The sequence below is a fragment of the Chryseobacterium sp. JK1 genome, from assembly GCF_050632815.1.
GTDB lineage: Bacteria > Bacteroidota > Bacteroidia > Flavobacteriales > Weeksellaceae > Chryseobacterium.
Window position 1 is genome coordinate 957675 of record NZ_JBODRU010000001.1, and the last position, 12164, is coordinate 969838.

Annotated in this window: 13 protein-coding genes; 8 read left to right on the forward strand and 5 right to left on the reverse strand. The window is 34.8% G+C overall.

Going from position 1 to position 12164, the window contains the following annotated elements; all coding sequences use genetic code 11:
• Positions 1 to 42: 42 nt before the first annotated feature.
• The 3 genes from ACQ76T_RS04200 (at position 43) to ACQ76T_RS04210 (ending at position 3364) form a co-directional block, all read left to right on the forward strand.
• Entirely contained in the window at positions 43 to 1125 is a 1083-nt protein-coding gene (locus ACQ76T_RS04200) for a chorismate mutase (protein ID WP_422691951.1), read from the forward strand.
• Positions 1126 to 1293: 168 nt separating this feature from the next.
• Positions 1294 to 2220: a ribosome small subunit-dependent GTPase A gene (gene rsgA, locus ACQ76T_RS04205; RefSeq protein ID WP_431342089.1), complete on the forward strand. Its 927-nt coding sequence runs from the start codon at positions 1294 to 1296 to the stop codon at positions 2218 to 2220.
• Positions 2221 to 2947: 727 nt separating this feature from the next.
• Positions 2948 to 3364, forward strand: a complete 417-nt coding sequence (locus tag ACQ76T_RS04210; protein ID WP_034687444.1) for a nucleoside-diphosphate kinase — start codon at positions 2948 to 2950, stop codon at positions 3362 to 3364.
• Positions 3365 to 3445: 81 nt separating this feature from the next.
• On the opposite strand, the gene ACQ76T_RS04215 is transcribed toward ACQ76T_RS04210, so the two are convergent.
• The gene (locus tag ACQ76T_RS04215) at positions 3446 to 5293 is read right to left on the reverse strand and encodes an alpha-L-fucosidase (RefSeq protein WP_431342090.1); all 1848 of its coding nucleotides are present in this window, start codon (positions 5291 to 5293) and stop codon (positions 3446 to 3448) included.
• On the opposite strand from ACQ76T_RS04215, the gene ACQ76T_RS04220 reads away from it, so the two are divergent.
• The 4 genes from ACQ76T_RS04220 to chrI all read left to right on the forward strand — a co-directional run bounded on the left by ACQ76T_RS04220 (position 5268) and on the right by chrI (position 7813).
• A complete protein-coding gene (locus tag ACQ76T_RS04220) occupies positions 5268 to 5906 on the forward strand; it encodes a hypothetical protein (protein WP_431342091.1) in 639 nt (212 codons plus the stop codon). The two genes, ACQ76T_RS04215 and ACQ76T_RS04220, sit on opposite strands and share 26 nt — an antisense overlap.
• 77 nt (positions 5907 to 5983) lie before the next feature.
• Positions 5984 to 6205 (forward strand): MNIO class RiPP chryseobasin precursor ChrA, encoded by a 222-nt coding sequence (gene chrA / locus ACQ76T_RS04225; protein WP_431342092.1) that lies wholly within the window; start codon positions 5984 to 5986, stop codon positions 6203 to 6205.
• Positions 6206 to 6213: 8 nt separating this feature from the next.
• Positions 6214 to 7311 carry an MNIO family chryseobactin maturase gene (gene chrH / locus ACQ76T_RS04230; protein ID WP_431342093.1) on the forward strand — a complete coding sequence of 366 codons (1098 nt, stop codon included), beginning with the start codon at positions 6214 to 6216 and terminating at the stop codon, positions 7309 to 7311.
• Between the two features lie 40 nt (positions 7312 to 7351).
• Positions 7352 to 7813: a chryseobasin maturation helper ChrI gene (gene chrI, locus ACQ76T_RS04235; RefSeq protein ID WP_431342094.1), complete on the forward strand. Its 462-nt coding sequence runs from the start codon at positions 7352 to 7354 to the stop codon at positions 7811 to 7813.
• 225 nt (positions 7814 to 8038) lie between these two features.
• Here the strand turns inward: chrI and rpe are convergent, their stop codons facing one another.
• Together rpe and chrP are read right to left on the reverse strand one after the other, a co-directional pair.
• Positions 8039 to 8689, reverse strand: coding sequence for a ribulose-phosphate 3-epimerase (gene rpe, locus ACQ76T_RS04240; RefSeq protein ID WP_431342095.1), 651 nt, complete (start codon positions 8687 to 8689; stop codon positions 8039 to 8041).
• Between the two features lie 334 nt (positions 8690 to 9023).
• Positions 9024 to 10097 (reverse strand): chryseobasin maturation metalloprotease ChrP, encoded by a 1074-nt coding sequence (gene chrP, locus ACQ76T_RS04245; RefSeq protein ID WP_431342096.1) that lies wholly within the window; start codon positions 10095 to 10097, stop codon positions 9024 to 9026.
• A 51-nt stretch (positions 10098 to 10148) separates the two neighbouring features.
• On the opposite strand from chrP, the gene ACQ76T_RS04250 reads away from it, so the two are divergent.
• A complete protein-coding gene (locus ACQ76T_RS04250) occupies positions 10149 to 10853 on the forward strand; it encodes a DUF4294 domain-containing protein (protein ID WP_431342097.1) in 705 nt (234 codons plus the stop codon).
• A gap of 36 nt (positions 10854 to 10889) precedes the next feature.
• On the opposite strand, the gene ACQ76T_RS04255 is transcribed toward ACQ76T_RS04250, so the two are convergent.
• Both ACQ76T_RS04255 and mnmD read right to left on the reverse strand, forming a co-directional pair.
• Positions 10890 to 11306, reverse strand: a complete 417-nt coding sequence (locus tag ACQ76T_RS04255; protein WP_431342098.1) for an NUDIX hydrolase — start codon at positions 11304 to 11306, stop codon at positions 10890 to 10892.
• A gap of 124 nt (positions 11307 to 11430) precedes the next feature.
• Complete coding sequence (gene mnmD, locus ACQ76T_RS04260) at positions 11431 to 12105, reverse strand: tRNA (5-methylaminomethyl-2-thiouridine)(34)-methyltransferase MnmD (RefSeq protein ID WP_431342099.1); 675 nt, start codon at positions 12103 to 12105, stop codon at positions 11431 to 11433.
• Between the last annotated feature and the right edge of the window lie 59 nt (positions 12106 to 12164).

A 12164-nucleotide genomic window follows, 5' to 3' on the forward strand; every position in this document is an offset into this window, starting at 1 on the left:
GTGAACTAAACAAATATTTAAAAAAACAATAAAATTTAGAATATGAATTTAAAAGATTTAAAAAACGAGTGGATCAGTGGGCTTACACAACCTTTAATGATCGCAGGACCATGTAGCGCAGAAAGTGAAGCTCAAATGCTTGAAACTGCCAGAAGAATTAAAGAATCCAATGCTCAGGTATCAGTTTTCCGTGCAGGAATCTGGAAGCCGCGTACCAAACCAAATGGTTTCGAAGGAGTAGGAGTGATCGGTTTGAACTGGCTAAAAAAAGTAAAAGAAGAATACGGTTTTAAAACAGCTACGGAAGTTGCTAATGCTCACCACGTTTTTGCTGCGTTAGAAGCAGATGTAGACGTTCTTTGGATTGGTGCCCGTTCTACAGTAAACCCTTTTACAGTACAGGAAATTGCTATGGCTTTAAGAGGTACAGATAAGCCGGTATTCGTGAAAAACCCTGTTAATCCGGATCTTGCATTATGGATTGGAGCTTTGGAAAGGCTTTTAGGTCAGGATATTAAAAACTTAGGAGCAATTCACAGAGGATTCTCTACATACCAGAAAACTAAATACAGAAATAACCCAAACTGGCAGATCGCACTTGATTTTAAGAGCCAGTTCCCGAATATTCCAATGCTGATTGACCCGTCTCACATCTGTGGAAACAGAACTGGATTGGCAGATATCACTCAGGAAGCACTTAACGTTGGATACCAGGGTGCTATCATTGAAACACACTGTAACCCGGATGAAGCATGGAGCGATGCTTCTCAACAGATTACTCCTGAAGTATTGTCTGAACTGATTGGTAATTTGAAAGTAAGAAGTACTGATCTTGGTGGTTTCGAAGGAGAAATGGGAAGACACAGAACATTGATTTCTGATCTTGATTTCCAGCTTATTGAACTTCTTTCTCAGAGAATGAAGATTTCAGAAAAAATCGGTAAACTTAAAAAAGAAAATGATATTGCAATCTTCCAGCCGGAACGTTGGAAGGTAATTACTGAATACGCAAATCAAAAAGCTAAAGAAACAGGAATGTCTCATGAGTTTATTGAAAAAGTTTTCAAAGCTATTCACGAAGAATCTATTGAAGTTCAGAATAACATTATGATCGATAAAAAATAGATGATACACCAGAGATGATAAAGACGAGAATTAAAATTCCGTTTTTTTCTCTGCATATCACAATCTTTGGGCTTAGGAATTAGAATTTAGGAGGTAATATAACATTTGTTTTCCCCTATTTTCTAAACTCTAAGCCCTAATTTCTTATATTTGCACCGAGTATTATCTATGAAAGGAAAAATCATTAAATCTACAGGCAGTTGGTATCAGGTTTTGGAATTGGAAACTAACAAAATTTTCGAGGCCAGAATCAGAGGGAAATTTAAACTCATCAAAACAAGGCTTACCAATCCTTTGGCTGTGGGAGATTTTGTTGAATTTCAATTGGAACAGGACGATATTGCCTGGATTACTAAAATTGAACCACGCACCAATTACCTGATCAGAAAATCTGTAAACCTTTCTAAAGAAGCTCATATTATTGCTTCTAATATTGATTCGGCCTGTTTTATTTTTACCTTAAAACATCCCGAAACATCTTTAGGATTTCTGGACAGGTTCCTGGCCTGTTGTGAAGCATATAATATCACTCCACTGATTTTATTCAATAAAATTGATGTTCTTCATGAAGAAGAAATTGAAATTGTAAAAGATATTGAATTTATTTATAAGGAGATTGGCTATGAAACATTGGAAATTTCCTCTTACTCAAAATTGAACCTTGATCAGCTTCAGGAAATACTTAAAGACCGAACTTCTGTATTCTTTGGACATTCCGGTTGCGGAAAATCTACTTTGGTTAATGCATTGCAACCAGGTTTGAATCTGAAAACTTCTGAAATTTCAGATACCCATTTAAAAGGAAAACACACTACTACTTTTGCGCAAATGCATTTTTGGGATTTTGGTGGTAATGTAATTGATACACCCGGTGTTCGTGAATTTGCCATGATCGATATTGAAAAAGAAGAAGTACAGCATTATTTTCCTGAAATTTTCAAAAAGAGAGAAGAATGTAAATTCCACAACTGCCTTCACATTAACGAGCCTAAATGTGCCGTTATCGACGCGCTTGAGACGGGAGAAATTCAGCATTCACGATATGCAACTTATATTAAACTGATGGATGAAGCGGAAGAAGCTTCCCAGAAATAATCAAAATAAACATCTACATTCATTGCTCGCAGATTTCTAACAAGGAGTTTGTAGGGACAATATTGGGTTATAAAGTGGTTTGAAAGGTCAAATGGCATATTTTTAGGTCCGTTCATGCCGTTATGTCATTCGGCATGGTTATTTATCATGACACGCTTGTCAAAAAAAACCGGACATAATGTACTTATTTATCTTCACAATATCTGTTATCTTTAGTTTAAAGATTCATTAATAAATAATAAAAGCGGTTTCATTTATTAAGAGCACTAAAGAGGATAATTTTTTCTTTTTTTTATTGAAATTTTTTTTCACTTTTTGAATAACTCTACTTTTTAGTACTCATTGTTTTGTAAATAACTCCACTTTTTGCCTATTTTGACCAATGGTGAAATATTAGACAGATGAGAAGGTAGCTAAGACAAGATTATTTCATTGTATGAAAACGAAGCAATAATGTAAAGATATGATTTTACAGGGGTTTTTATTTTATTGAATCAGAAATAGGCTGGCTGATTTTTTGCAAATAAAAAACCCAGCCGAAGCTGGGTAAAAACTAATAACCATGAAAACTCAAATTAAACATGAGAATCGAAATAAAATAAACAATTACTGTGCCAAAGTTTGGTTTGCTATTTCTTAATAAAAGTTATTTTTATGTTAAAAAAAAATTAAAATAAAAATCAAAGATATTTTTTGTAATTTTGCGCCATCAAAAAAATATACATTTATGTCTAACATTACATTCACTATGATTAAGCCTGATGCAGTAGCAGACGGACATATCGGTGCAATATTGGGTAAGATTGCTGAAGGAGGTTTTAAAATCAAAGCTTTAAAATTAACTCAGCTTACAGTTGCTGATGCAAAAAAATTCTATGAAGTACATGCTGAAAGACCATTCTATGGTGAGCTTGTAGAATTCATGAGCTCTGGTCCTATCGTAGCTGCTGTTTTGGAAAAAGATAATGCAGTGGAGGATTTCAGAACATTAATTGGTGCTACTAATCCTGCAGAAGCTGCAGAAGGTACTATCAGAAAGATGTTTGCAAGAAGCATCGGAGAAAATGCAGTTCACGGTTCAGATTCTGACGAGAATGCATTAATCGAAGCTCAGTTCCATTTTTCAGGAAGAGAGATTTTCTAAGAAGATCATCTTACAAAATAAGAATCCGGAGAAACCTTTCTCCGGATTTTGTTTTTACGCCAAAAGATAAAAAGAATTGGTTTAAAGATTACTTTCAATCGCGCCTATCTTTTCTCGATAAAGTTCAAGCGGTTTGTTGAGTAAAACAGCAATCACGGTCATGTTTTTATCAAGCCGTTCTTTGGGAATAGCAATATAAATAATTCCCGGTCTGTCACTCCAATAGAGCTTATTGTAGATATCATGAGACAGTAAAGTACCTTCTCCTACAATTCTTATTCGTGAGATATCGTTTTTGATTCCTTTCAAAGCGATAGGACCGGAAGGATTTCCTTCAACGAATAAATAAAGAGTCTGTCGGTCTTTTGACAGGGCACTCATTCCTGAATAATGTCCATCAGGCAATCCTTTTTCTGTTTCATAGAAAGCTTCTGCGTGTTTACTGATCCAATGGAGTGTTTCCATATTAGTTTTGGAATTTTTTTTAATCTTCATATCAAGGCCGTCAATTGTTAATCCGGAATTGGTCATTAGATGGAGACCGTTATGAAGACTATTGGCTAAATCATACAATGCCAGATCCGTATTTTTATTTTCCAGCAATGAATTGAGTCTGATATTTTCTTGTTGAGTATGGTTTAAAAAGATTGGGGGAGTGTCAAATGTCAGCTCAACGACAGTAACATCTTTGTCAAAGCTTACATTTGAGAAATTCATTGTGAGTGTTTTTTCCTGATTATAATCCATGGTTACAACGGCTTTTTCATCACCAATAATTTTTGCTGAATTGGGTTGAGTGGCCAGTCCATAGATTTGTGTGAAATTTTTTGCTTCTTCGAGATACAGGAACAAAGATTTTTTGGAGGTTGAGAGGGCCGATTTTCCTTTATAATTTTCAAAAGATATTCCACGTTCTGTATCATAAATGGCCTTTTTATTTTTCGAAGTCCAGCGGCCTAGATTCTTCAGAATTTCTATCTGCTTTTCAGGAATTGATCCATCTGATTCCGGCCCGATATCCAGCAAAAGATTTCCTCCCATGCTGATGACGTCTGCCAAAGTACGGATGATCATATTTGGCGTTTTATAATGTAGATCATAAGGCTGGTATCCCCAGGAATCATTCATGGTATAGCACAATTCCCAATAAGGATTTTGAGGAGCAACCACAGGAATACCCTGTTCGGGTGTTTCATAATCTCCATGATGGTTTAACCTTGAATTGATGATGATCTCAGGATTGCTTTTCTTTAAAAGGTTCAAAGTTTGAGGAGCTTTCCATTCTTCGGAAGTATGTTCCCAATCTCCGTCAAACCAAAGTAAGTCCGGTTTATACTGAGTAGAGAGTTCAGTAAGCTGAGTCTGGTAATATTTTATGAAATTTTGCCATCGATCAGGATCATTTTTAATATCATAACGTTTCTTTGTACGGGTATTGATATCATAGTAAGGATGACTCCAATCCGGAAGAGAAAAATAGAGACCTGTTTTCATCCCTGAGCTTTTAAGGTTGGAAATGAAAGGACTTAAAACATCTTTCTTTGCCAAAGAATTATTGGGAATAGTAATTGCGTTTATCGCTTTAGAATTCCAGAGAGAAACACCATCGTGATGCTTGGTGGTTATAACTGCATATTTTGCACCCGATTCTTTAATAAGTTCAACCCATTGAAGCGGTTTGTAGTTTGAAGCAGAAAATCCATTCAGCTGCTTCATATAATTTTCATGATTGATATAATTGTTGAAGAAAGACCAGGATTCTGAAATACCGTTTACAGAATAAATTCCCCAGTGTATAAAAACTCCGAGTTTGGCATTTTTGAACCATTCCATTTTTTTGCTGTTGTCAGCAGATTGATTTTGTGCACTGATATTCTGCACAGATATTATTAATCCAAGGAAAATGGCTTTCATTAGATTGCTTTTCATAGATAGATTTATTTTAGCATTAAATATAAAAAGAATAATTGTTCCTGATTATTTAGGAATAGCGAATGGTAAAACGTTTACTCTATTATTGTATTTTTATAAAAATTTGAATGAAATAATAAATAGTAAGAAAAAGTATTCTTCAAACAAAAAGTTGAACATGGATTTATCTGAATTGATTTTAGAAAGGAAAGTAGGAAATATTTCAGTTGGAGATCATTTAAAAAATACTTTAGATTTAGATATTATTAGTCACCAGGAAGGAAATATTCCAGGCTTGTACGGTTTATACCTTGATGATTTATTTTTTGAGGTTATCGTATTGGATGATGTCATTAAAGGGATTTATTTCGATTTTACATATGAAATAAAAGAACCCAATACATTTGAATGTAATGGAATTAAAATGATCCTAGATGACAATACAACCCTCATAAATCTTGCTGATCATTTGAAGAAAATGAATATCGGTTTTGAGATTATTGAACCTACGTTTGAGTCCAGAAAAATTCGATTGGAAAAATATAAATCAAATTTTTATTTTGATAACGAAAGTGATACATTATTTAAACTGACTAATAGTGATTTTTCCCCTTTTATGAGTAAAGTCTAAGAATATTATCATTTTTCAGGAATTTATATTATTTAATTGGAACATTTATTGTAAGTTTCTATCTGAAAATAACAATTATGAAAATACCAACATTATTAATGGCCAGTTTATTAACAGTAGGAGTATCCGCTCAAACAACAAAACCGGCTACAAAGATGACAAAGTCTGTGAAAAAAGTGAAAAAAGCAATGGTCTCAGATACCGTTGAAAAGAAAAAAACTGAAACTCCGAAACCCATCGTAAAAAAAGATACAGTGGTAATTCGTAAGCATGGCTGTCCGGCGTGCGGCATGGGTTAGGATAGGCTATGAGTAAGCCTTTGCTGGGACTGTCCATGATGGCAGAAGCGGATTTTTTATCTGCGGTTTTGCCATTACTTCAAGACCATTCAGTGGATGTACTGGAGTGGTCGTTTGATACTTTATATACTACCGACGAGCCGGACTGGCTCACCGGATTGCTTAATTTCTATTCGGAAAACAGCAGGCTTATAGGCCATGGCGTTTATTATTCACTATTTGATGCAAGATGGACGGAGCGTCAGGAAATTTGGCTTTCAAAGCTAAAAGAAGAAATTCATCAGCGGAAATACAATCATATTACTGAGCATTTCGGTTTTATGAATACTGAAAATTTCCATCAGGGTGTGCCTTTACCCGTATCTCTGAATTCTAAAACTTTACAGATTGGAAAAGACCGACTTTATCGCCTTCAGGAAGCTGTAAATATGCCGGTTGGTATTGAGAATCTGGCCTTTTCATTCTCAATGGCTGACGTAAAAGAGCAGGGGACATTTCTGGATCAGCTGGTTGAAGATACCAATGGGTTTCTGATTCTTGATCTCCATAATATATATTGTCAGTCCTGGAATTTTGAGGTAGAAATGCAGGAAATAATCAATTTATATCCTTTACATAAAGTCAGGGAAATTCATCTTTCAGGAGGAAGCTGGCAGGAAAGTGTCTATGGAAAAAAGCAGATTCGTAGAGATACTCACGATGATTGTATTCCTGAAGAAATTGTAATGATCTTGCCCAATGTGATTTCCCAATGTCCTAATTTGGAGTATATCATCATTGAGAGATTAGGGCATACTATAAAAACCGAGAAGCAGAAGAAAGATTTCTTTGATGATTTTAAAAAAGTGAAGACCATTATAGAAAATTCTGATTCGAAGGTAAAAGCTACACATGATTGGATAAAAACAACAACTGGATTTCCGGAAAAACCTCTCGAAGATCCCGTTTTATTTGAAGAGCAAACACGGCTTACAAAACTTCTCTTCGACAGTTCTGGAGCCGATAGCCTTAAGAAAGAGTCATTTCAATATTTTAAAACAGATAATTGGGATCCTGAAATGATTCTTACTGCTCAGAATATCATAAAAAAATGGAACCCTTACTAATTTTTCATGTTCTCATAACCATACACTAAATTATATGAAAATGATCACTTTTGTATTAATCATTACTGCCGTCCTCACTGCTCTGATAGGAGGGCTTTTTTATGCGTATTCATGTTCCGTAGTTCTGGGACTGGGAAAATTGCCCGATGCAGAATATTTGAAAGCGATGCAAAATATCAACAGAGAAATTCTTAATCCTGTATTTTTTTTAAGTTTTATGGGAACTGCTGTTCTTCTTCCGGTATCTGCTGTTCTTTTTCGTGGTCAGCAACCTGTATTTATTTTTCTTTTGGTAGCAGCACTGGTTTATTTAATAGGTGTTTTTGGAGTTACAGTTGTTGGAAATGTACCTATGAATGATGCTCTGGATCGTTTTGATATATCAAATGCAACAATAGAGGCAGTGAAACAGATGCGGGACCAATTTGAGGGCCGATGGAATTTTCTGAACAATATAAGAACATCTTTTTCAGTGGTCAGTATTATTCTTGTAGTCTTGTAGTCTGCGCTTGTGTTTGGGATAAGGGAGGAATAGGTGTAAATACTTAAGCGAAAAATCAGTATTTCTACTGATGTACAGATTGTTTTTTATTCAGAAATTTGTTGTATAGCAAGATCAAATTAACATTATTTAAATGTTGGAAAAAACTAATAACCAAGATGACTCAATTTCCCACAAGAGGAAAGGCAGCCAATGGCTGCCTTTTTTCATTATTGATAGTTTTTTCTAAATTTTCAAAAGTTCAATAGTTCTTTCCGGGCTTTCAGCTGAAAATACAGCATTACCAGCTACTAAAACATCTGCTCCGGCCTCAAATAATTTTGATGCATTATCAAGATTTACTCCTCCGTCTACTTCAATAAGTGCTGTAGAGTTGTTGCTTACAATAAGATCCTTGGTTTCTGCAATCTTTTTATACGTGTTTTCAATAAACTTCTGACCACTAAATCCAGGGTTTACGCTCATCAGCAATACAAGATCTACATCTGCAATAATGTCTTCAAGCATCAGAACAGGGGTAGAAGGGTTCAAAACAACACCTGCTTTAGCACCTTTGCTCTGAATGTGGTGAATAGTTCTGTGAAGATGAGTACATGCTTCATAATGTATTGATATCAGATCTGCACCATGATCGATGAATTCATCAACATATTTTTCAGGCTCAACGATCATAAGGTGAACATCGACAAATTTTTTAGCATGCTGCTGAACAGTTTTCATTACGGGAAACCCAAAAGAAATATTAGGTACAAATCTCCCGTCCATTACATCAATATGGAACCAGTCGGCCTGAGATCTGTTTAACATTTCAATGTCTCTTTGCAGATTCCCGAAGTCTGCAGATAAAAGGGATGGAGCAATAAGCTTCGTTTTCATTTTTACTTTTTATACTTTTACTTTATATTATCCTATTGAAAATGAACGGTCATGGGTAAAATAATAATTGGTTAGATATCCTGCTATTAAAATAACTTCTATGACAGATAACTTTTTATTGTTAATGCTTAAGAGTAAAAACCTGTCAATTATAAGCAATACAAATAAAATGACAAGGAAAATTACCTCTATTGTAATTCCTAAACTTGCACTTGGGTCGAATATAAATGATTGATAAATAATCAAGGGAATTCCAAGTGTGACTATTATAATGGTTGTAATAGAGATGAAAGTCGGATTTTTAAATAGATGGTAAAAGACATTTTTCATTTTTTTAATGATATTTCAACTTCATTTCCGGGGTGATCTTCAGAACGGTTTCATAGATAAGTTTGATGACATTACCTACATCCTCTTTAGATACCATTTCTACCGTAGTATGCATATAGCGCAAAGGAAGTGAAATTAAGGCACTTGGTACTCCGCCGTTAGAATGAGCAAAAGCGTCTGTATCTGTTCCTGTAGCTCTGCTTGCTGCCGCTCTTTGGAAAGGAATCTTTTTTGTTTTTGCAGTGTCGATAATCAATTCTCTGATGGTATGGTGAACACTTGGCGCAAAAAATACAACAGGTCCGTCTCCACACTTCTGGTCTCCCTCTTTTTTCTTTTCAATCATTGGGGTTGTAGTGTCATGGGTAACATCGGTTACAATCGCAATATTGGGTTTAATTGTATCAGCGATCATATCAGCCCCATATAAACCTACTTCTTCCTGTACAGAATTGGTAATATAAAGACCAAAAGGGAGAGACTTTTTATTTTCTTTTAAAAGCCTTGCCACTTCAGCAATCATAAAACCTCCGATTCTATTGTCCAGGGCTCTACAGACAAAATATCTGTCGTTCATTTCAAAGAACTCGTCAGGATAAGTAATCATGCAGCCAACAAAAATACCCATTTCTTCCACTTCTTTTTTGGAGGTAGCTCCGCAGTCGATGAAAATATTTTCAATTTTTGGAGTAGGCTCGTTTTGATTGGATCTTGTATGAATTGCCGGCCATCCGAAAACGCCTTTTACAATTCCTTTTTCACCATGAATATGTACTACTTTAGAAGGAGCAATCGTTTGGTCTGAACCGCCATTTCTGATCACGTATATCAGGCCGTCATCTGTAATATAGTTAACATACCATGAGATTTCGTCCGCATGAGCTTCAATCACCACTTTAAATTCCGCGTCAGGATTGATAATCCCATAGCAGGTTCCATAATGGTCTACTTCAATCTTATCAACATAAGGTCTGATATAATCCATCCAAACCTCTTGTCCCTTGTGTTCGTAGCCGGTTGGTGATGATGTGTTTAAGTATTTTTCTAAAAATTTCAAAGATTTCTTTTCAAATTTCATAAAAAGGAATGATTTTTGCGTTTAATTTTTGTTCTTATAAGTGTAAAAATAATGAATTTTAGTAAGATTATCTGTCTTTTTATCTTCTTTTTTGGAGTCAGTGTTTTTGGTCAGAAAGATGGTATTGTTGCCAAACCTCTCAATCAGTATCCTCCTGAATCCTTAAAAGTGGATGAATTTGGTAATAAATATTATTATGACGAGCAGCAGAAAGTAAAGATCTATGAGATCAATGGAGAGCCTGTAGTGGTATTGGACGAATTGATTTTGGTAAATAAACCGAGGTTTAATAACCAATTGGATAAAAATTATTACTATTTTCTTAATAAAAAGCTGTACAGAGTATATCCATTATTTGTTACTGCTTTACAGCAGTACAGAGGCATTCAGAGTGATATGAATGATATGGACAGTAAAGCAAAAAGAAAATTTGTAAGAGAAAGACAGAATATGCTTGCTGATCAGTATGAAAAACAGCTGAGAGATCTTACAACTACCGAAGGACAGGTTTTTGCAAAACTTATGAACAGGGCAACGGGTAAAAACGTCTATGAAATTATAAAGGAGCTAAGAGGAGGATGGAGCGCTTTCTGGTGGAACGTAAAGGGTAAAATGGCTGATATTGATCTGAAAGACCGTTATGATCCACACAATAACAGAACGGATGAATTTGTAGAATCTCTGCTTCAGTCTAACTGGAATTCGGGCTACCTGCAACCTTATCCGGGAGCTAATGATTTTAAAGTAAAGAAATAACAAAATAAAAATAAAGAAAAATACCTGTAAGCCAGCTTACAGGTATTTTTCTTTTAGTTTATCAAATACTATTTTGTCTACGGGAAGAGAAAACGGATTGTCTGCTCTGTCTATATCAATCCATTCTGTTTTTTCGATGCACGGATCGAGGATCAGAAAATCTTCCTGATTAACGATATTGACGATATAATAGATAGTAAGGAGTTGTTCATTTTCTCTGAAACGCGAAACCAGAAAATCTTCCTGCGTGTAAAAATGTTCTACAATATCCACTTTCACATTCAGCTCTTCATCAAATTCACGATGCAGGCATTCCAGAACTCCTTCTCCAAACTCCAAGCCGCCACCCGGAAATTTCATTAAAGGTTCACCGGCATATTCCTCAAATAAAGTAAGTACTTTCTTATCCTTTACTGCACACGCATACACTCTAATGTTGATCTTATCTATCATATATATATAATGTATAATATTTTGTAAAGCTAATGTAAGGATTTTTTGTGAAGAGAAAAGCTATGAAAGCACAGAATACAAATAATATTGATAGGAATAATGATTTAGTATTCTAGTCTTACAACTACAGTTTTACTGCATTAATCATTTCTCTTTTACCTGGAGGGCCTTGTTTCTTTTCCACCTGGAAATTGAGCTCCTGAAGAATTCTTCTTACACTTCCTTTGGAAGAATAAGTGGTTAATAATCCGTTAATAGCCATTTTGTCAGACACCAGTTCAAATAAGGGCTTTTCCCAAAGATCAGGTTGTACTCTTGCTCCAAAGCAATCGAAGTAAACCAGATTGATTTTAGGCAAATCGATGTTCTTTAGGTCAAAAAAATCACATTCTATCTTTTTTAAGTTGAATCCACTAATGATTTCAACTGATTTTTCCCAATCTGCCAGATGAATTTTCTGATAAATATTTTTAAACTCTGGATTATCGAAAAGTTCAAAATATGCCAAGTTGTTCACTTCCGATTCATTTATGGGGTATTTTTCCAGGGAAAAATAGTTGATGACATGATTTTTGTCAGTTTTTAAATATTCATTAATTGTTACCAAAACATTCAAACCTGTTCCAAAACCGAGTTCTAAAATATTAATTTCGTAATCATTTACGATATTTAATCCATTTTTGATAAACACATGTTCTGCTTCCTGAAGAGCTCCATGATGAGAGTGGTAGTTTTCATTTAATTCACTGATAAACAATGTTTTACTTCCGTCGTTTGTGGTCTTAATTTCTCTTTTCAAGCTATTTTTTTGTCAAATTTACTCTAAAATTTTTATATTTAGAAAATTATGTTAAATTT

Excerpts from the sequence above, each read along its gene's own strand:
- ACQ76T_RS04200 (WP_422691951.1), top strand. The coding sequence starts at position 43 with ATGAATTTAAAAGATTTAAAAAACGAGTGGATCAGTGGGCTTACACAA.
- rsgA (WP_431342089.1), top strand. The coding sequence starts at position 1,294 with ATGAAAGGAAAAATCATTAAATCTACAGGCAGTTGGTATCAGGTTTTG.
- ACQ76T_RS04210 (WP_034687444.1), top strand. The coding sequence starts at position 2,948 with ATGTCTAACATTACATTCACTATGATTAAGCCTGATGCAGTAGCAGAC.
- ACQ76T_RS04220 (WP_431342091.1), top strand. The coding sequence starts at position 5,268 with ATGGCTTTCATTAGATTGCTTTTCATAGATAGATTTATTTTAGCATTA.
- ACQ76T_RS04215 (WP_431342090.1), bottom strand. The coding sequence starts at position 5,293 with ATGAAAAGCAATCTAATGAAAGCCATTTTCCTTGGATTAATAATATCT.
- chrA (WP_431342092.1), top strand. The coding sequence starts at position 5,984 with ATGAAAATACCAACATTATTAATGGCCAGTTTATTAACAGTAGGAGTA.
- chrH (WP_431342093.1), top strand. The coding sequence starts at position 6,214 with ATGAGTAAGCCTTTGCTGGGACTGTCCATGATGGCAGAAGCGGATTTT.
- chrI (WP_431342094.1), top strand. The coding sequence starts at position 7,352 with ATGATCACTTTTGTATTAATCATTACTGCCGTCCTCACTGCTCTGATA.
- rpe (WP_431342095.1), bottom strand. The coding sequence starts at position 8,689 with ATGAAAACGAAGCTTATTGCTCCATCCCTTTTATCTGCAGACTTCGGG.
- chrP (WP_431342096.1), bottom strand. The coding sequence starts at position 10,097 with ATGAAATTTGAAAAGAAATCTTTGAAATTTTTAGAAAAATACTTAAAC.
- ACQ76T_RS04250 (WP_431342097.1), top strand. The coding sequence starts at position 10,149 with ATGAATTTTAGTAAGATTATCTGTCTTTTTATCTTCTTTTTTGGAGTC.
- ACQ76T_RS04255 (WP_431342098.1), bottom strand. The coding sequence starts at position 11,306 with ATGATAGATAAGATCAACATTAGAGTGTATGCGTGTGCAGTAAAGGAT.